The sequence below is a fragment of the Enterobacter sp. UPMP2061 genome (assembly GCF_053709615.1).
Window position 1 is genome coordinate 69,034 of sequence record NZ_JBSKJP010000011.1, and the last position, 20,042, is coordinate 89,075.

The following is a 20,042-nucleotide window of genomic DNA, read 5'->3' on the forward strand; positions in this document are numbered from 1 at the left end:
GCAAAAGAGGCGGAAAAACGTGACACAAGTCACCGAATTTAGCTTTTCAAAAATTTTTTAGCGGGGGGAGCGCTCCCCCCGTCAGATCATTTTACGATGGTTTTTACACCGTCAGCCGTGCCGATCAGCGCCACGTCCGCGCCACGGTTGGCAAATAACCCTACGGTAACGACGCCTGGAATGCCGTTGATCGCATTTTCCAGCGCAATGGCATCGAGGATCTCAAGGCCGTGAACGTCGAGGATCACGTTGCCGTTGTCGGTCACCACACCCTGACGGTATTCCGGACGACCACCCAGCTTCACCAGTTGACGTGCCACGGCGCTGCGCGCCATCGGGATCACTTCGACCGGCAGCGGGAAATTCCCCAGAATGTCGACCTGCTTGGAGGCGTCCGCGATGCAGATGAACTTATCCGCCACGGAAGCGATGATTTTTTCGCGGGTCAGCGCCGCGCCGCCGCCTTTGATCATCTGCATGTGGCCGTTGATTTCATCCGCGCCATCAACGTAAATGCCCAGACGGTCCACTTCGTTGAGGTCGAAAACGGTAATGCCGAGGCTTTTCAGCTTTTCCGTGGAAGCATCGGAGCTGGAAACCGCGCCCTCGATCTGCCCCTTCATCGTGCCCAGCGCATCGATAAAGTGCGCCGCCGTCGACCCCGTACCAACACCGACAATGGTACCCGGCTGTACGTACTGGAGAGCGGCCCATCCTACTGCTTTTTTCAGTTCATCCTGCGTCATGATCGTTTTGCCTGTGGTGTGAAAACTCAGGGCGCATTATAGAACACGTCGAATGGATTTCGTCTGCCACGAAGGGAAAATTGTGTCATAGTGCAGATTAAGCAAAATTAAGGAGTCAGCCAGAGCAATGAAACGTCCGGACTACAGAACACTACAGGCACTTGATGCAGTTATTCGTGAACGCGGTTTTGAGCGCGCGGCGCAAAAGCTGTGCATCACCCAGTCCGCCGTATCACAGCGTATCAAACAGCTTGAAAACATGTTCGGGCAGCCGCTGCTGGTGCGTACCGTGCCGCCGCGTCCGACGGAGCAAGGACAAAAGCTCCTCGCCCTGCTGCGTCAGGTTGAACTGCTGGAAGATGAGTGGCTGGGCGATGAACAGACCGGCTCCACGCCGCTGCTACTGTCGCTGGCGGTGAACGCCGACAGTCTGGCAACCTGGCTGCTGCCGGCCCTTGCGCCGGTGCTGGCCGACTCCCCGATCCGCCTGAACCTCCAGGTTGAAGACGAAACCCGCACCCAGGAGCGCCTGCGCCGTGGCGAAGTGGTTGGGGCGGTCAGTATTCAGCCTCAGGCGCTGCCAAGCTGTCTGGTGGATCAGCTGGGCGCGCTGGATTACCTGTTTGTCGGTTCAAAAGCCTTTGCCGAGCGCTACTTCCCGAACGGCGTGACCCGCGCCGCGCTGCTGAAAGCGCCTGCCGTCGCGTTCGACCATCTGGACGATATGCATCAGGCCTTCCTGCAACAAAACTTCGATCTGCCGCCGGGCAGCGTGCCGTGTCATATCGTTAACTCGTCCGAAGCCTTCGTACAGCTCGCGCGTCAGGGAACCACCTGCTGCATGATCCCGCATTTGCAGATTGAGAAAGAGTTGAAAAGCGGTGAGCTGATTGATTTAACCCCGGGGCTGTATCAGCGCCGGATGCTGTACTGGCACCGTTTTGCCCCGGAAAGCCGCATGATGCGCAACGTCACTGACGCGCTGCTGGCGTTTGGGCATAAGGTGTTAAGACAGGATTGAAAAACTAGCCGGGTGGCGGCTTCGCCTTACCCGGCCTACGGGTTACTGAGCGGGCTTTTCAGTCGGCTCCAGCTGGAACACCACATCAACCTGATCGTCGAACTGAATGGTTGGCTGCTCGTAGGTTTCCTGAGCAGAAACCGGCGCGGCGTCCGCCTTCATCATCCGAACCATCGGGCTTGGCTGGTAGTTTGAAACGTGGTAGCGCACGCTGTAAACCGGACCGAGCTTGGTCTTGAAGCCGGATGCCAGCTGCTGCGCCTGATGAATGGCATCATCAATCGCCGCTTTACGCGCTTCGTCTTTATATTTCTCCGGTTGCGCAACGCCCAGCGAGACGGAACGAATTTCGTTCAGCCCAGCCTTCAGCGCACCATCCAGCAATCCGTTGAGCTTATCAAGCTGGCGTACAGTCACTTCCACAGTACGCACGGCGCGATAGCCTTTCAGGATGCTTTTGCCGTTCTGGTAGTCGTAATCCGGTTGGGTACGCAGGTTCGCAGAGCTGATGTCTTTTTTCGCGACACCGTTCTGTTCCAGGAAAGAGAGGTATTGCGCAACACGATCGTCTGCCTGTTTCTTGGCGGAAGCAGCATCTTTCGCCGCCACGTTCACTTCAATTGCCAGGGTTGCAACATCCGGTACCGCATCCACGCTTGCCGTGCCTGAAGTGACAATGTGCGGGCCGTTTGGCAGTTCATTCGCCTGCACCGACACCGCACCTAAACTTACTAATGCCGCCAGGGCCATCACCTTAAACTTCACTGTCATTCCTCCATGTTGCGAAGAGTGCCCTGTTAACAGGGCTCATGCCAGCAAGCTTAGCGGGTCTTGTTCAGATGTCCATAAGACAACGCTTAGTTGAACAGTCCCTGTACGTGATGAATCCCCTCTTTCGCCAGCTGGAAGGCAATAAACCACATCACCAGCCCAACCAGGGTATTGATAATGCGCTGCGCTTTAGCGGTGCGCAGACGTGGCGCCAGCCATGCCGCCAGGATCGCAAGACCAAAGAACCAGAGGAAGGAGGCGCTGACCGTACCGAGCGCAAACCAGCGCTTGGGCTCAACGTCCAGCTGTCCACCCAGGCTGCCGAGCACCACGAACGTATCAAGATAAACGTGCGGGTTAAGCCACGTCACGGCGAGCATGGTGACGATAATCTTCCAGCGCCCCTGCTTCATCACTTCGGCGCTCGCCAGCTCAAGATTGCTGCTCATGGCCGTTTTCAGGGCGCCAAACCCGTACCACAGCAGAAACGCTACGCCGCCCCAGGTAACCAGCGCCAGCAGCCACGGCGACTGCATCAGCAAGGCGCTGCCGCCAAAAATCCCGGCGCAAATCAGTAGCAAATCGCTCACCGCGCACAGCAGGGCAATCATCAGATGATACTGACGGCGAATGCCCTGGTTCATCACAAACGCATTTTGTGGACCAAGGGGAAGGATCATGGCCGCACCTAATGCAAGCCCTTGAAAATAATAAGATAACATGACGTAATTCTCGCAGAGTTGTCCTGGAGGCAGACTATACTGCGGGAACGGCATTAGAGGAAATTGATAATATTAATTGGGGATTAGCCGGGCTAATAAAAGAAAAGCCCGGTGTCGCTGACGCTTACCGGGCCTACGAGAGACGTTACTCTGCTTCTTTGATTTTTTTGACGTTTACGTCCATCTGCGGGTACGGGAAGCTGATGCCGTTGGCATCGAAATCACGCTTAATGCGCTCCAGCACGTCCCAGTAAACGTTTTGCAGATCGCCGCTTTTACTCCAGATGCGCACCACAAAATTAATGGATGACGCGCCCAGCTCGTTCAGGCGAACGGTCATTTCGCGATCTTTAAGAATGCGGTCATCTGATTCGATGATATCGGTAATCAGCTTTTTCACCAGCTCAGTATCTGAATCATAGCCAACCCCGATAATGAGTTCATTACGGCGAACCGGCTCACGAGAGAAGTTAGTAATGTTGCCATCAATCACTTTCTTGTTTGGCACAATGACGATTTTGCCGTCTGCCGAACGCAGCGTGGTAGAAAAAATCTGCACGTTCAGCACGGTGCCCGCAGTGCCACCGAGATCAACATACTCTCCGGCACGGAAAGGACGGAACGTCACTAATAGTACGCCAGCTGCAAGGTTAGCCAGCGAGCCCTGAAGAGCGAGACCTACGGCCAGACCAGCGGCACCAAGTACGGCAATGACCGAAGCGGTTTGTACACCGACCCGCCCCATTGCCGCAATGAGGGTAAACGCAATAATCCCGTAACGCACCAGCGCAGAAAGGAAATCAGCAACGGTTGCATCGATATGACGGGATAGCATTACGCGATTAACGCCCCGGGAAACCGTGCGGGCAACGATCATCCCCACAATAATAATGGCGATTGCCGCCGCAATATTCACAGCGTAACTAATCAGGAGCGCCTGGTTGCGCACCAGCCAGGAGCCAGCGTTATTGATGCTATCTACAACACCGAGATCTTCCATTTATCTTTCCTTATGCTCATAAAAACCACAAAATCTATCCCACACGGAGACAGGCAGGTCAGTAAAGGGTAAACAAAAAGCCATGATATTGCCAAACAGATCACAAAAACAGAGGCATCAGGCTATTGAAAAGGCATAAAAAAAGGCCCGCATATGCGGACCTTCTTGACGCTATGAACAGCTCAAATTACAGAACGTCAACCGCGTTCAGTTCTTTGAATGCCTGCTCCAGACGAGTAATCATAGAAGTCTGGGCAGCGCGCAGCCATACGCGTGGATCGTAGTATTTCTTGTTCGGCTGGTCTTCGCCTTTCGGGTTGCCCAGCTGACCTTGCAGGTAAGCTTCGTTGGTTTTGTAGTATTGCAGGATACCGTCCCAGGTTGCCCATTGGGTGTCGGTATCGATGTTCATTTTCACTACGCCGTAGCTTACGGAATCTTTGATTTCCTGAGCAGAAGAACCGGAACCGCCGTGGAAGACGAAGTTCAGGCTGTTGTGCGGCAGGTTGTGTTTCTTAGACACGTATTCCTGAGAATCACGCAGGATGGTCGGGGTCAGAACCACGTTACCTGGTTTGTATACGCCGTGTACGTTACCGAAGGACGCTGCGATGGTGAAGCGTGGGCTGATTTTGCTCAGCTCGGTGTAAGCGTAATCAACGTCTTCTGGCTGAGTGTACAGAGCAGAAGCGTCCATGTGGCTGTTGTCCACACCGTCTTCTTCACCGCCGGTGCAACCCAGTTCGATTTCCAGGGTCATGCCCATTCTGGACATACGCGCCAGGTACTTAGAGCAGATCTCGATGTTTTCTTCCAGAGACTCTTCGGACAGGTCGATCATGTGAGAAGAGAACAGTGGCTTACCGGTTGCTGCGAAGTGTTTTTCACCTGCGTCCAGCAGACCGTCGATCCACGGCAGCAGTTTTTTCGCGCAGTGGTCAGTGTGCAGGATAACCGGAACACCGTAGTGCTCAGCCATCTGGTGAACGTGATGTGCGCCAGAGATAGCACCCAGGATAGCAGCGCCCTGAGGAACGTCAGTTTTCACGCCTTTACCTGCGATGAACGCAGCGCCGCCGTTAGAGAACTGAACGATAACCGGTGCTTTAACTTTTGCAGCGGTTTCCAGTACGGCGTTGATGGAGTCGGTACCTACGCAGTTAACTGCTGGCAGAGCGAAGTTGTTTTCTTTAGCTACCTGGAACACTTTCTGTACGTCATCACCAGTGATAACGCCAGGTTTTACGAAATCAAAAATTTTAGACATGTTGCTTAGTCCTGTATCTTCGGCCGTTAGAAAAGGTGCGAGCTCTGATAAGCGCGCTGAAAATTGGGCAGGTTTCCCTGCCCCTGAATGGCTTACTTCTTAGCGCGCTCTTCGAGCATTGCTACTGCTGGCAGGACTTTACCTTCCACGAATTCGAGGAATGCGCCGCCACCAGTGGAGATGTAGGAGATCTTGTCAGCGATACCGAACAGATCGATAGCTGCCAGGGTGTCACCACCGCCTGCGATAGAGAACGCTTCGCTGTCTGCGATAGCGTTAGCCACGATCTCAGTCCCTTTGCGGAAGTTCGGGAATTCGAACACGCCGACAGGACCGTTCCACAGGATAGTTTTTGCGTTTTTCAGGATTTCAGCCAGTTTCTGTGCAGAAACGTCGCCCAGGTCCAGAATCTGCTCTTCATCTTTGATGTCGTTAACAGACTTCAGGGTTGCGGTAGCGGTTTCGGAGAACTCGGTAGCTACACGAACGTCAGTTGGAACCGGGATATCACAGGTGCTCAGCAGACGTTTGGCTTCGTCAACCAGATCCGCTTCGTACAGGGATTTACCCACGTTGTGGCCTTGCGCAGCAACGAAGGTATTCGCGATACCACCACCAACGATCAGCTGGTCAGCGATTTTGGACAGGGAATCCAGTACGGTCAGTTTGGTAGAAACTTTAGAACCACCAACGATAGCGACCATTGGACGAGCAGGTTCTTTCAGAGCTTTACCCAGCGCTTCCAGTTCGTCAGCCAGCAGCGGACCTGCACAGGCGACGTCTGCGAATTTACCGATACCGTGGGTAGATGCCTGCGCACGGTGAGCCGTACCGAATGCATCCATCACGAATACGTCGCACAGCGCAGCGTATTTTTTGGACAGGGTCTCGTCGTCTTTCTTTTCGCCTTTGTTGAAGCGAACGTTTTCCAGAACAACCAGCTCACCTTCGGCAACTTCCACGCCGTCCAGGTAATCTTTCACCAGGCGAACCGGGCTGGACAGTTTGTCTTTCAGGTAATTAACAACCGGCAGCAGAGAGAACTCTTCGTTGTACTCGCCTTCAGTTGGACGGCCCAGGTGGGAGGTGACCATCACTTTAGCGCCCTGCTTCAGAGCCAGTTCAATGGTTGGCAGAGATGCACGGATACGCGCGTCGCTGGTCACTTTGCCATCTTTAACCGGTACGTTCAGATCGGCACGGATGAAAACGCGTTTACCTGCCAGATCCAGATCGGTCATCTTAATTACAGACATGGTGAATCCTCTCGTTGATTCTTAAAGTTTTGCAAGCGCAAGGTGCGCTCTACCTGAAACCTTTTGCGGCCATGGCTAACGTGGTGTCGAGCATTCGGTTAGCAAAGCCCCATTCGTTATCACACCAGACCAGCGTCTTGATAAGGTGCGCACCACTGACTCGCGTCTGCGTGCCATCCACGATGGCGCTGTGCGGGTCGTGGTTAAAATCTACTGAGACCAACGGTAATTCCGTATAGTCAACTATACCATGAAATGCTCCCTGTGCCGCTTTTTGCAGCAACAGGTTGACTTCACAGGCTTTTACCGGTTTTTTCACCGTCACGCTAAGATCGATTGCGGTGACGTTTATCGTCGGCACGCGCACGGCAATCGCTTCGAAACGGTCGTTAAACTGCGGGAAAATACGGGTGATCCCGGCAGCCAGTTTAGTATCCACCGGAATGATGGACTGGCTCGCCGCGCGAGTGCGCCGTAAATCCGGATGGTAGGCGTCGATGACCTGCTGATCGTGCATGGCGGAGTGAATCGTGGTCACGGTGCCGGATTCAATGCCATACGCATCGTCTAACAGTTTAATGACCGGAATAATGCAGTTGGTGGTGCAGGAGGCGTTGGAGACAATGCGGTGTTCAGCTTGCAGCTCGTGCTGGTTGACGCCAAACACGACGGTGGCGTCGAGGTCGTTACTGCCGGGATGGGAGAACAGCACTTTTTTCGCGCCAGCATTCAGATGCGCTTCGCCATGTTCACGGTTACCGTACACGCCGGTACAGTCCAGCACCACATCCACACCCAGTTCGCGCCAGGGCAGCCCTTCAATACTGTTCTCATGCAGCACGCGGATGGCATCGTCACCGACGAACAGCTGTTCCCTTTCCTGGCGAACGTCCCAGGCAAAGCGACCGTGGCTGGTGTCATATTTCAACAAATGCGCCATGCCCGCAGCATCCGCCAGTTCATTGATTGCCACCACGGTGATTTCCGCACGACGCCCGGATTCATATAAAGCACGAACCACGTTGCGTCCGATGCGACCGAAGCCATTAATCGCTACGCGTACGGTCATAGATCTCCTGCAAAGCTATCCCTGAGTTTGAGGTGGCTGAAAGAGTAATCCAGCGACGCCCGAAGGGGAATCCTTGCTGTCACAAACTGCGATTGATTGGTCAATTGTCGAACATTTAATCGACTGAAACGCTTCAGCAAGAATAAGCGAATCGGGGAATAAAAGGAATCTCTGTCCAGATTAAGAGCGATTTTATCTGATCTCCATCACATTTTTCCGGAATAATCCCTTTTCCTCCCGCCACGTAAAAACGCGGCGGGTCGACCGGCGCCCCCACTGAAAGCCGCTGAGGATCAGACGAGTCGGTATTCGCCATTTGCCGACATCATCAGTTCAACATTGGCAGGACGGCTGTGACGCAAAACACGCTCCACGTTTGGCCCGTCGGTGCGCGCATAAAACGCGTCGGCGTCGGCCTGAGAGAGTCCGCCGGCCAGCTTACGTCCAACCAGGCGCGTACGTAAGGCTTCGGCGGGGGCGCGAATAAACAATGAAAAATCACAGTATCCCATCAGCGTTCGCCATCGTTCGTCATCGAGCAGCAGCCAGTTACCCTCAACAATCACGACAGGGGCCGTTACCACGATTGCCTCTTCGACAGGGTCGTGCGTTTGCCGGTCATACTGCGGCCAGGTACCGTCGCCCTCTTTTATCTGCCGCAGATGTTGCGCCAGCCTGTCGACATCAAAGGTCTCCGGGGCGCCTTTGTACGCGCGCAGGTTATGCGCTTCCAGCCAGACGTTGTAGTGATGAAATCCATCCATTGGCAACGTCTGAATCGGAGCGAGCCCCTCCGTCTGACGAGAGAGATATTCCCAGAAGGCGGTCAGCGTGGACTTGCCCGTACCGGGCGGGGCGCTGAGAAAAACAATCGTACGTCTGCTGGCGCTGGCGAAATGCCGTTTCGCCAGTTGCCGCAGCAAAGGCTTATGAACATTTTCAATTTCGTCGTCAGGATAATGTGCTTCTACATATAGCCCATTGACCGTTAGCCCAATTTTCACGGCGTAAGTTCCTTTAAAATTGTTGTTACCGCCAGGGTGAGCGCCGTCTTGATCATTGCGGTAAAGCGCACCTCAGACCATGCGGCAAAGTCAGCAAATTTCATCGACTCCAGCGCGCTGAATAACGTCGCGTTACGGGTGATGCAATTAACGTTGCTGATAAAATCCCAGGTGATGTCATCGGCGAAGCCAGGGATCGTATCCTGCTCGTTAAGATACTGATAAAACTGCGAAAAATGCGTTATATCGGCGTAGAGCCATTTTTCCATTTTCCCCAGCGCATAGATCAGGCGTAACGCCACATCGATGTCATCAAGCGGCCCACTCCGGGCGAGTAACGGCTTCACTGCATATTCCACGATCTCTTCATCGTTATCGACAAACAGCGACGGCAGAAAACATTTAATGCCCTGGAGTAAAAAAGACTGTGCCGTCGTCATAAATGCGAGGAGGTTATTCTGAGCATCCAGTTGCTCAAGCACATCGTCTTCTGTCAGTGTCGTCATTTGTATCTCGATAAATCACCGTGAATGCAGAGAGTCTATTATATTACACGTTCGATCTGCGCCGCCGATCAGTAAAGTTTGCGTGCGCACACCCTTCGCAACCTGTTGAATACCTTTAACCAGTTCGCCGCCCGTCACGCCCGTCGCGCTGAACAGGATGTCATTGCCCTTTACCAGTTCGCTAAGGGTATAGATACGATTGACTTCCACCTTCATCTCCACACAGCGACGGTGCTCCTGCACGGCGACCCTACGGTTCTCAGGACTCTCCCCTTTCGCTTCACAAAAATCGATCAGCTCCGCCTGCATATCGCCACCCAGCGCTTTCACCGCGCAGGCGGAGATCACCCCTTCCGGCGCGCCGCCTGTGGTGTACATCAGATCATAGGGATTATCCTGTAAGCAGGTCAGAACGCTGGCGGCGACGTCGCCATCGGGCAGCGCAAACACTTTCACGCCCAGTTGCGTCGCCTCGGCAATTGCATTTTGCAGGCGCGGTTTGTCCAGCGTCACCATCCGCAGATGCTCCAGCGGCTTGCCCAGCGCCCGGGCAACGTTGCGAAGGTTTTCTGCCAGCGGGAGATCGAGGCTGATTGCCCCAGCTGCCGCTGCGTTAACCACCAGTTTTTTCATGTACATATCAGGGGCATGAAACAGGCGGCCCTCAGGCGCAAACGCCATCACAGCCAGCGCATTGCTTTGCCCCATCGCCACCATGCGGGTGCCCTCGATGGGATCGACGGCAATATCCACCGCCGGGCCGATGCCGCTTCCGACCTCCTCGCCAATCCACAGCATTGGCGCATGGTCGATCTCACCTTCGCCGATAACGATACGCCCGCGCATCGCTATCGCGTTTAGCGCCTCGCGCATGGCGGTTACCGCCAGCCCGTCGATTCGGTTTTTATCGCCGCACCCGGTTTGCGGCCAGGCGGCCAACGCCGCCTGTTCCGTAACGCGAAAGAGCGGCCATGCCAGAGACATCATGCCGCCGCCTCCCCAATATCCACACCAAACTGCGCCAGCAGATAGCGCTCTGCTTTTTCATTCCAGATGCCGTGCGTCTCTTCCACAAGCCTTGCCAGCTCCCGGAAAAGCGGATCGGTTTTGCCCTTTTCGGCAAAATCGGCAATGGCCGTTAACGGCATGGTGACACCGTTATAGATAAGCTTCTTACCTCCAGGAATGTCCGGAAGATTGAGTACCGTATGCGGCACCGCATCAAGGCCGCCGATGTGGGTCACCATAAACGACGGCTGGAGCTGGCCCGTCGCACTCAGCGCAATCGCCTCTTTCATGTCCTCCGTCGAGCCGCCGGAGGTGCCCACCACGTGGGTACTGTTGTAATGGACGTTGTAAAAATTAAACGGCACCTTGAAATTGCTGTCCGTTGGTCCGGCGAAGAAATTCAGGCACCCGTCCTCGGCGAGAAGATCGTCTGCCAGTTCAATGGCCGCCGGAACCGCGGCATAGACAAACACGTCGTCAAAGCCTGCATTGTCAGTTAATGCGCGTAACGTAGCGGCAGGGTTCTCCAGTTCGGAGGTATTGACATAGATAAGCTCAATACCCTTCTGTGCCGCCAGCTCAACCGGCAGGAGTTTTTCCGCCTGCGCAAGGCGAGCCTCATCGATATCCACCACCACAACGCGCGACGGCTGAATCCCGCCGTTAATCGCATAATCAATAGCGCCAATTCCCATCGGCCCGGCGCAGGCCAGAAGCGCAATATTACCTCCCGGTTTCACGCCCATCCGGTGCTCATAGACATATTGCGTCGTATGATAATTGGCGTTATACGCGCCGATAATGCAGCACATGGGTTCCGCCAGCGAAGCCGCCGCAAAATAGGAGCCGTGATAAGGTAAAACGCAGCCCAGATTAATCGCAACTTCTGGAATAATCATATACGTCGCATTGCCGCCAAAATATTCATAGCTGTAGCCAGCAGAATAACCGGTCGGTAATCCCATTGCCGGTTGTAAAACAAAGCGCTGACCTTTTTTATATTTTTCGGTCAGATTTTTCCCGACCTCAACAATCACCCCGGCGCATTCATGTCCGGTGATGACCGGATGATTTTCCAGATCGTCCGGCACACGTTTATGTTCACTGCCTAATTTCGCTGCCTTCCAGGTTGATAAACAAACGCTGTCAGAAATTACGCTCACCAGCAGTTCATTGTCGCTTATTTCGGGCAGTTCAAATTCACGGATACGAACATCCTGCTTGCCATAAATGGCAGCCACTTTCGTTTTCATAATGACTCCAGAAACCAGATAGATTAATTCGCCGTTAAATGCTTAAAGAGATCGTCAAGCTGCGGATCGCCGAGATAGTTTTTTATCAGCACTAACGGTTTGTCACTGACCCGTTTAGCACGCCCCTCCAGGCTGGCATGGGTAACAATAATGTCCGCATCGTCAGGCACATTTTCGATGGCATAATGTTTTACGTCGATATCTCGCCCGGCCTTTTCCAGACGCTTGCGGAATGTCGTCGCGCCCATAGCGCTGGAGCCCATTCCGGCATCGCAGACAAAAGCGATGCGCTTAATATCCCGATAAGAAAACTTGCCTTCCTGCTTCATGGCTTTTACGGCGTTGGCAGAATCATTGAAAGTATCTTCCGTTTCAGCTTCATGGCTTTTATCCATTTTTAAGATCAGGGAGGTGACTGCAAAAGAGACCAGAGTGCCTGCCGTTACGCCAGCAATCGCTGCAAGAAAAGCACCCTTAGGTGTTAACGCGAGATAGGCGAAAATCGAACCCGGACTTGGGCCAGCTACCAGACCACCGCCCAACATATTAAATATCCACGTTCCGCTCATGCCGCCAGCAATCATCGCAATCAGCGTCAGCGGTTTCATCAGTACGTAAGGGAAATAGAGCTCATGAATGCCGCCCAGGAAGTGAATAATCATCGCGCCAGGGGCTGATTTCTTTGCCATCCCTTTGCCAAAAAAAGTAAAAGCCAGCAGCAGACCTAATCCCGGCCCGGGGTTGGAGGCCACCATAAAGAAGATGGATTTACCCGTTTCGGAAGCCTGCTGCATTCCCAGCGGATAATAAACACCCTGATCGATAGCGTTATTTAAAAACAGGATTTTTGCCGGTTCGTTAATCAGCGACAGCAGCGGCAAATAGCCCGCATGCACCAGTGCTTCAATACATTCTTTGATAAAGTTATTGGCAATTAACACCGCAGGGCCGATCACTTCAAATCCCAGCAGGCAGAGGAGCATGCCCGCAATACCCAGCGAGAAGTTGTTGATGACCATCTCAAAACCAGCGGGAATGCGTTTATCCAGCAGCCGATCGATGTGCTTAATCACCAGACCGCCAAGTGGCCCCATGATCATTGAGCCGAGGAACATAGGAATATCCGCGCCGATAATCACGCCGATAGTGCCGATCCCCCCCATCACCGCCCCACGTTTGCCGCCAACCAGGTGTCCACCGGTAGAGCCAATCATCACCGGCAATAAATAGGTGATCATCGGACCGACAATTTTGGCAAAATGCTCATTTGGCATCCAGCCGGTTGGAATAAATAATGCGGTAATAAATCCCCAGGCAATAAAAGCGCCAATATTCGGGATGACCATTGCAGTCAAAAAGCCCCCAAAAGCCTGGACCTTTGCACGAGCAGACTTGTGTTCCATAATAATGTCCTGTAAAGGAGAGAATAATTATGCGCGAGCGATAATATCCGCCAACTGCTTTTCTGACTTAGCGGTTAACAACGCCGACAGTTTATCTTCTTCACATAATAATTCGCTTAATGCCTGGATAGCGCCGATATGTGAATCCGCATCCGCCGCCGATAAACCAATGAGTAATTTCACGGGCTCATCGTCGTCGGCAAACTGCACTTCCTGTTTAAGAAGCGTTAATGACATACCTGTTTTTAAGGCACCGCACTCCGGACGGGCATGAGGCATCGCTACACCCGGAGCGAGAATGTAATAAGGACCATTAGTGAGCGTCGAGGTTTTAATTGCTTCAATATAACCAGCGTTAATATAATGATTTTGCAGCAAAGACGACATGGACAAATCAATGGCTTCCTGCCAGTCCTTTGCTGCGGATTTTATTGATATTGAGGATTCAGGGAAATAATCAATTAACCGCATATATCATCCTTATTTTATTTTTAGGGTACAACGTATCGCTAAAAACAAAATACGCCTGCGGTAAAATGAAATCAAACGGGGAGAAAATGGCGAGCGTGTCAGAACGCATTTTAATAAAACGAATGAAAACATATCTTTAAAAACAATAAATAAAAAAGCAAGTCTATATATGTGATATCCATTGCAAATTACACATATTATGACTTTACGTATTTGTGATGGGAATCACCAAATATATGTTGTTAACACAAAAAAATACCATCGAAATAAAAACGGGCCGCCTTAGCGACCCGTTTTGCCTCACTGGGAGAGTTACAGCAGTTCTTTCGCCTTAGCGACAACGTTCTCAACGGTGAAGCCGAACTCTTCAAACAGCTGTTCAGCCGGCGCAGACTCACCGAACGTGGTCATACCGACGATAGCACCGTTCAGGCCCACGTATTTGAACCAGTAGTCAGCGATACCCGCTTCCACTGCCACGCGAGCGGAGACCGCTTTAGGCAGTACGGATTCGCGGTACGCGGCATCCTGCTTGTCGAACGCATCGGTAGACGGCATGGAGACCACGCGCGCTTTCACGCCTTCGGCAGTCAGTTTTTCCCATGCGGCAACGGCCAGTTCAACTTCAGAACCGGTCGCGATGAAGATCAGCTCAGGCTGGCCTGCGCAATCTTTCAGCACGTAACCACCGCGCGCGATATTTGCCAGCTGCTCTGGGGTACGCTCCTGCTGCGCCAGGTTCTGACGGGAGAGGATCAGCGCGGTCGGGCCATCCTGACGCTCAACGCCGTATTTCCACGCCACCGCAGATTCAACCTGGTCACATGGACGCCATGTGCTCATGTTCGGGGTCACGCGCAGGGAAGCCACCTGCTCTACCGGCTGGTGGGTAGGACCGTCTTCGCCCAGACCGATGGAGTCGTGGGTGTAGACCATCACCTGACGCTGTTTCATCAGCGCAGCCATACGCACGGCGTTACGTGCATATTCCACAAACATCAGGAAGGTAGAGGTGTACGGCAGGAAACCACCGTGCAGAGCGATACCGTTGGCAATCGCGGTCATCCCGAACTCACGTACACCGTAATGGATGTAGTTACCGGCAGTATCTTCGTTGATTGGCTTAGATCCGGACCACAGGGTCAGGTTTGATGGCGCCAGGTCAGCGGAGCCGCCGAGGAATTCTGGAAGCAGAGGACCAAACGCTTCGATCGCATTCTGAGATGCTTTACGGCTGGCGATCTTGGCTGGGTTCGCCTGCAACTTCGCGATGAACTCGTTCGCTTTCGCGTCGAAGTCAGACGGCATGTCGCCTTTCATACGACGGGTGAATTCAGCCGCTTCCTGAGGGAAGGCTTTCGCGTATGCCGCGAACTTCTCGTTCCAGGCCGCTTCTTTCGCCTGGCCCACTTCTTTCGCATCCCACTGAGCGTAGATTTCAGACGGGATTTCGAAGGCAGGGTGTTTCCAGCCAAGCGCTTCACGGGTCAGTGCAATTTCCGCGTCGCCCAGCGGTGCGCCGTGGGAGTCGTGAGTGCCCGCTTTGTTCGGAGAACCGAAGCCGATGATGGTTTTGCACATCAGCAGGGACGGTTTGTCGGTCACGGCGCGCGCTTCTTCTACGGCACGTTTAATCGAGTCAGCATCGTGGCCATCAACGCCGCGCACAACGTGCCAGCCGTAGGCTTCGAAACGTGCGGCGGTGTCGTCAGTGAACCAGCCTTCAACATGACCGTCGATGGAGATGCCGTTGTCGTCGTAGAACGCAACCAGTTTACCCAGCTTCAGGGTGCCTGCCAGGGAGCACACTTCGTGAGAAATGCCTTCCATCATGCAGCCGTCGCCCAGGAAGGCGTAGGTGAAGTGGTCAACGATGTCGTGGCCAGGACGGTTAAACTGCGCCGCCAGGGTCTTCTCTGCAATCGCCATCCCTACGGCGTTAGCGATGCCCTGACCCAGCGGACCGGTAGTGGTTTCAACGCCAGCGGTGTAGCCCACTTCCGGGTGACCTGGAGTTTTGGAGTGCAGCTGACGGAAGTTTTTCAGCTCTTCGATTGGCAGATCGTAGCCAGTGAGGTGCAGCAGGCTGTAGATCAGCATAGAGCCGTGGCCGTTAGACAGCACGAAACGGTCGCGGTCTGCCCATGCCGGGTTCTGCGGGTTGTGGTTAAGGAAATCACGCCACAGGACTTCGGCGATGTCAGCCATGCCCATAGGGGCGCCCGGGTGGCCGGATTTGGCTTTCTGTACTGCGTCCATGCTCAGCGCACGAATAGCATTAGCAAGCTCTTTACGTGAGGACATTTTAACTCCAGATCGGACTGTTAAAGGCCATGCCCTTGACGACAGCGCGTTTTGGGCTACGCCGGAAAAAAGTGCCAACAATGTAACCCAAGCCGCAGGGCATGTACATGGACCATTCTTTTGCAGCTTAAGAAATCTCTGGATCATGCTCGCATGTTGCGCAATCTGCTCGCCCGCCTCTGTCGATATTCCTTATACTTAGCCCGACACCGGCTTCGTTGACGGTGCATTTTTCGGAATTAATTCAGATTAACGAGTACGGAAGCAACATCATGAAAATGCGTGCAATCGGGCTGGCTGTGGGAACAACGCTCCTGCTAAGCGGCTGTCAGAATATGGATTCTAACGGCCTGATGACCTCAGGCGCAGAAGCTTTTCAGGCCTACTCATTGAGCGATGCGCAGGTGAAAGCGTTGAGCGACGAGGCCTGTAAGGATATGGATGGAAAAGCTACGCTTGCCCCGGCAAACATCACCTACACGCAGCGTCTGAACAAGATTGCTTCCGCGCTGGGCGACAACATTAACGGTCAGCCGGTGAACTACAAGGTGTATATGGCGAAAGACGTCAACGCCTTTGCGATGGCGAACGGCTGTATCCGCGTTTACAGCGGCCTGATGGACATGATGACCGACAACGAAGTGGAAGCGGTGATCGGCCATGAAATGGGTCACGTTGCACTGGGTCACGTGAAGAAAGGGATGCAGGTTGCGCTGGGCACCAATGCCGTGCGCGCAGCGGCGGCCTCTGCGGGCGGCATCGTCGGCAGCCTGTCCCAGTCGCAGCTGGGCGACGTGGGCGAAAAACTGGTGAACTCGCAGTTCTCCCAGCGTCAGGAGTCGGAAGCGGATGACTACTCTTACGATCTGTTGCGCAAACGCGGCATCAATCCATCGGGTTTAGCTACCAGCTTCGAAAAACTGGCGAAACTGGAGGAGGGCCGTCAAAGCTCCATGTTTGACGATCACCCGGCTTCGGAAGAGCGTGCACAGCATATTCGCGACCGTATGGCGGCAGACGGAATTAAATAATTTCGGAAGGAGGCAGTTTTGCCTCCTTTTTATTTCGCATGAATTGTTAACTTAAAAGCACGTATCGATAACACCCCTGAAAGCCCCGCCAAATCTACCCTGCCACTCTGAAATGTCTGGTCACATAATTATTGCAAAGGTTACTTTTTCCGGTAATTATCTCTTCCGCAGTTATTCAAATTAATATATCCAGACAGAGACGTTCCCTCCGTGAAAAAAGAATTATCATTAATTGCTTTAAGTTTATTTGCCGCATTACCTGCCGCCGCAAGCCAGCAATCCGACAGCAAGGGTTTTATTGACGACAGCCATCTGGATCTGTTTTTACGCAATGCGTATATCAGCCGCGACTACCATCAGGGCCAGCAGGACAAAGCCGAATGGGGTCAGGGGATCATCGCCACGTTTGCATCCGGCTATACCGAAGGGCTGGTGGGCTTCGGCGTGGACGGTATCGCGCAGTATGGCGTGCGTCTGGACGGTGGCCGCGGCAAGAGCGGCGCGGGCGGCATCGACTTCTTTAAGCAGGAAGACGACGGCCGGGCAAAATCCGATCTGGCAAAGTTTGGCGCAACCGCCAAAATGCGCATCTCCAATACCGTACTGAGCTACGGGAATCAGCGCCCTGAGCTGCCCATCGTGAATGCCGACAGCTCCCGCCTGCTGTTTGAAAGCTACACCGGCACCATGCTGACCTCGAAAGAGATCGACGGTCTGGAAGTCAACGCCGGTTACTTCACCGACGAGCAGCGTAAAAGCGATGACCGCCACGACAGCGGACTGAAGAGCCTCTCCTTCGGCGGTGCGAGCTATCAGTTTAACGACCAGTTCAGCGGCGCGCTGTACGCCTCTCATAACGAAGAGGTGATGAACAAGCAGTACCTGGGCATGAACTTCAAACAGCCGTTCAGTACCGGGCAGCAGCTGGTGCTCGACTTCAACGGCTATAACTCCCGTCTCAACCAGCATTACGCGGACAGCCTCGACACGGGCCGCAGCAACACCATCTGGAGCCTGGCAGCGAGCTATATCTGGGACATTCACACGTTCAAAGTGGCGTACCAGCAGAGCAGCGGCAGTACCGGCTACAACTACGGCGGCTATCGCGACAAAGGCGGCGTGGGTGACGGCGGTAACACCATCTGGCTGGCGAACTCCTACTGGTCTGATTTCAACGGCGAAGATGAACGTTCCTGGCAGGCATCCTACGGTCTGGACTTTGGCGGCCTTGGTTTACCGGGCCTGAGCTGGACCACCGCCTACGTGCGCGGCGATAACATCAAAACCTCTGAAACCAGCAATGGCAAAGAGCACGAGTGGTTTAACCAGATCCAGTACCAGGTGCAGGATGGCCCGGCGAAAGATCTGAAGCTGAAGCTGCGCTACTCCGTACTGCGCGTCTCCAGCAACGCCAGCGAGTACAACGTCGGCGGGGACGAGATCCGCGCTTACGTGGAATACCCGTTTAACGTGTTCTGATGAAAAAAGCCGGGTGGCGGCTTCGCCTTACCCGGCCTACCGTTTTCTCCCTGTGGAAGAGGGTTAGGATGAGGGGAAACAGCTAGTAAAGCGTCTTCTGCGGCGGCCCGGCAAACTTCAGGGCGCCAATCTGCCCCATCCGCACTTCCACTACCGACGGCCCCGGCATCGCCAGCGCCTCCGTCATCACCGCATCAAAATCCTCTGCCCGCTCAACGCTCCACGCCTGAAGGCCAATCGCCTGCGCCAGCAGGGTAAAGTCCGGCGTATGCAGCGCGTTATAATACTGACGCCCGCCGAAATACTTATCCTGAATACCGCGCATCACCCCGTAGCCGCCGTCGTTCATGACCAGCAGCGTCACGTTGGCTTTCTCCTGCGCCAGCGTCGCCAGCTCGCCTAAATTGAGGCTCAGGCCGCCGTCGCCCACCAGCCCCACCACCTTGCGCTGCGGGTTGGCAATCGCGGTGCCGATGGCCATCGGCAGCCCCATACCAATCGCCCCGGCGAGGGAGTGAATGTTCATCAGCGGACCGTTAGCCCTGAACAGGCGGCTACCCCACAGGCTGCCGGACACGGTGATATCGCGCACAAGCAGGCCGTCTTTCGGCAGGGCTTTTGCTATGGCGTCGTTAAGCTTCGCATAGGCGCCGCACTGCTCGCGCAGCCCCTGCTCAGCTTGCCCGACCGCCTGCTGCACCTGCATATCCCACTGGGGACTGCCCCACTCGCGGCCCTGTACTTTTTCAGCCAGCGCGCCAAGCACCGCTGAACAATCGGCTATCAACGTGCTATCCATCAGGTAGTTACGGCTTGCCGCCGCCGGGTCGATATCGATCTGCACCCGCGGGGAAGGCAGCTCAAGCGTCCAGGATCGGGTTTCGTTGCTGCGCAGGCGAGAACCGGCCACCAGCGTAAAATCACACTGCGCAATCAGGGCCTCAACCGACGGCGAGTTGTGGAACGCGCGAAGGCTGGCGCGGTGGCTGTCCGGCAGCACGCCGCGCGCGTGGGTGCTGGAAATCACGGTGATGCCCGCATCCGCCAGCGTTTTCACCGCCTCAGCGCTGCCCAGCGCCCCGCCCCCCAGCCACAGCAGCGGCTGTTTCGCCTGCTTGAGCTGCGCCCACAGCGCGTCAACCATTCCGGTATCCAGGGCTGGAACCGATGCCGGTTTAACCGGTTTAGTCACCAGCGACAGCGGAATTTTGGCGCCCTGAATATCAATCGGGATTTCCACCGAGACCGGTCCGCACGGCGGGGTCTGCGCGTCCTGGATAGCTTTATGCAGAATCGCTATCGCCTGATTCGCATTGCTGATGCGGTACGCCCGTTTTGAGCTGGCCTTCAGGAAGGTCAGCTGGTCACGGGTTTCATGGATAAACCCGGTGTCGGCGTCCAGCCAGGCTTTCTCAACCTGCCCGGTTAAATGCAGCAGCGGCGTGCAGGCATTCATGGCTTCCACCAGCGCGCCTACCGCATTGCCCGCCCCCGCGCCGGTGCTGGTCAGCGCCACGCCGAGGCCGGAAAAGCGCCCGTGGGCGTCGGCCATGGTGACGGAACCGGCTTCACCGCGCGCGGGCACAAAGCGGATATTGCCCCGCTGCCCAACCGCATCCGCGATCGGCAGGTTGTGAATAGAGATGACGCCGTAGATGGCCTCAACCTGATACTGCTCCAGCGTTCTGGCGATGGCGTCGCCGACGGTTATCATTTCGCTCATTGCTCACC

The 20,042-nt window shown here is 54.6% G+C and carries 18 protein-coding genes; 3 read left to right on the forward strand and 15 right to left on the reverse strand.

Translation table 11 applies throughout. From position 1 onward, the window contains the following. Positions 1-86: 86 nt before the first annotated feature. Positions 87-746, reverse strand: coding sequence for a ribose-5-phosphate isomerase RpiA (rpiA, locus tag ACWKXX_RS18220; protein WP_003860091.1), 660 nt, complete (start codon positions 744-746; stop codon positions 87-89). Between the two features lie 127 nt (positions 747-873). On the opposite strand from rpiA, the gene argP reads away from it, so the two are divergent. Next, the gene (gene argP, locus ACWKXX_RS18225; RefSeq protein ID WP_003860089.1) at positions 874-1,767 is read left to right on the forward strand and encodes a DNA-binding transcriptional regulator ArgP; all 894 of its coding nucleotides are present in this window, start codon (positions 874-876) and stop codon (positions 1,765-1,767) included. Positions 1,768-1,809: 42 nt separating this feature from the next. On the opposite strand, the gene ACWKXX_RS18230 is transcribed toward argP, so the two are convergent. From ACWKXX_RS18230 to tkt, 13 genes are all read right to left on the reverse strand, one after another. Further along, positions 1,810-2,532 (reverse strand): oxidative stress defense protein, encoded by a 723-nt coding sequence (locus ACWKXX_RS18230; RefSeq protein ID WP_017382904.1) that lies wholly within the window; start codon positions 2,530-2,532, stop codon positions 1,810-1,812. Between the two features lie 92 nt (positions 2,533-2,624). Further along, positions 2,625-3,260 (reverse strand): arginine exporter ArgO, encoded by a 636-nt coding sequence (gene argO, locus ACWKXX_RS18235; RefSeq protein ID WP_003860085.1) that lies wholly within the window; start codon positions 3,258-3,260, stop codon positions 2,625-2,627. A 145-nt stretch (positions 3,261-3,405) separates the two neighbouring features. Further along, positions 3,406-4,260: a small-conductance mechanosensitive channel MscS gene (gene mscS, locus ACWKXX_RS18240; protein ID WP_032102946.1), complete on the reverse strand. Its 855-nt coding sequence runs from the start codon at positions 4,258-4,260 to the stop codon at positions 3,406-3,408. 187 nt (positions 4,261-4,447) lie between these two features. Then, a complete protein-coding gene (fbaA, locus tag ACWKXX_RS18245; RefSeq protein WP_261666019.1) occupies positions 4,448-5,527 on the reverse strand; it encodes a class II fructose-bisphosphate aldolase in 1,080 nt (359 codons plus the stop codon). A 92-nt stretch (positions 5,528-5,619) separates the two neighbouring features. After that, positions 5,620-6,783 carry a phosphoglycerate kinase gene (gene pgk, locus ACWKXX_RS18250; RefSeq protein ID WP_015571809.1) on the reverse strand — a complete coding sequence of 388 codons (1,164 nt, stop codon included), beginning with the start codon at positions 6,781-6,783 and terminating at the stop codon, positions 5,620-5,622. A gap of 49 nt (positions 6,784-6,832) precedes the next feature. After that, positions 6,833-7,852, reverse strand: a complete 1,020-nt coding sequence (gene epd, locus ACWKXX_RS18255) for an erythrose-4-phosphate dehydrogenase (RefSeq protein WP_015571810.1) — start codon at positions 7,850-7,852, stop codon at positions 6,833-6,835. A gap of 293 nt (positions 7,853-8,145) precedes the next feature. Continuing rightward, positions 8,146-8,856 carry a nucleoside/nucleotide kinase family protein gene (locus ACWKXX_RS18260; protein WP_047733985.1) on the reverse strand — a complete coding sequence of 237 codons (711 nt, stop codon included), beginning with the start codon at positions 8,854-8,856 and terminating at the stop codon, positions 8,146-8,148. Next, entirely contained in the window at positions 8,853-9,362 is a 510-nt protein-coding gene (locus ACWKXX_RS18265; protein ID WP_015571811.1) for an MltR family transcriptional regulator, read from the reverse strand. The genes ACWKXX_RS18260 and ACWKXX_RS18265 overlap by 4 nt, the downstream gene beginning before the upstream one ends. 15 nt (positions 9,363-9,377) lie before the next feature. Beyond that, positions 9,378-10,349, reverse strand: a complete 972-nt coding sequence (glpX, locus tag ACWKXX_RS18270) for a class II fructose-bisphosphatase (protein ID WP_096204736.1) — start codon at positions 10,347-10,349, stop codon at positions 9,378-9,380. Continuing rightward, positions 10,346-11,623: a zinc-binding dehydrogenase gene (locus tag ACWKXX_RS18275; RefSeq protein ID WP_047733982.1), complete on the reverse strand. Its 1,278-nt coding sequence runs from the start codon at positions 11,621-11,623 to the stop codon at positions 10,346-10,348. The genes glpX and ACWKXX_RS18275 overlap by 4 nt, the downstream gene beginning before the upstream one ends. Positions 11,624-11,646: 23 nt before the next feature. After that, positions 11,647-13,026, reverse strand: coding sequence for a PTS mannitol transporter subunit IICB (locus ACWKXX_RS18280; RefSeq protein ID WP_261666018.1), 1,380 nt, complete (start codon positions 13,024-13,026; stop codon positions 11,647-11,649). A gap of 27 nt (positions 13,027-13,053) precedes the next feature. Beyond that, on the reverse strand, positions 13,054-13,497 hold the full coding sequence (gene cmtB / locus ACWKXX_RS18285; protein ID WP_023295399.1) for a PTS mannitol transporter subunit IIA: 444 nt from the start codon (positions 13,495-13,497) through the stop codon (positions 13,054-13,056). Between the two features lie 312 nt (positions 13,498-13,809). Continuing rightward, the gene (tkt, locus tag ACWKXX_RS18290; protein WP_003860074.1) at positions 13,810-15,801 is read right to left on the reverse strand and encodes a transketolase; all 1,992 of its coding nucleotides are present in this window, start codon (positions 15,799-15,801) and stop codon (positions 13,810-13,812) included. Positions 15,802-16,073: 272 nt separating this feature from the next. Here tkt and loiP point away from each other — a divergent pair, with 272 nt between their 5' ends. Next, entirely contained in the window at positions 16,074-16,832 is a 759-nt protein-coding gene (gene loiP / locus ACWKXX_RS18295; protein ID WP_261666017.1) for a metalloprotease LoiP, read from the forward strand. Positions 16,833-17,042: 210 nt separating this feature from the next. Continuing rightward, positions 17,043-18,311, forward strand: coding sequence for an OprD family outer membrane porin (locus ACWKXX_RS18300; RefSeq protein WP_047734786.1), 1,269 nt, complete (start codon positions 17,043-17,045; stop codon positions 18,309-18,311). Positions 18,312-18,393: 82 nt separating this feature from the next. On the opposite strand, the gene ACWKXX_RS18305 is transcribed toward ACWKXX_RS18300, so the two are convergent. Further along, a complete protein-coding gene (locus ACWKXX_RS18305) occupies positions 18,394-20,034 on the reverse strand; it encodes a thiamine pyrophosphate-binding protein (protein WP_261666016.1) in 1,641 nt (546 codons plus the stop codon). Positions 20,035-20,042 lie beyond the last annotated feature (8 nt).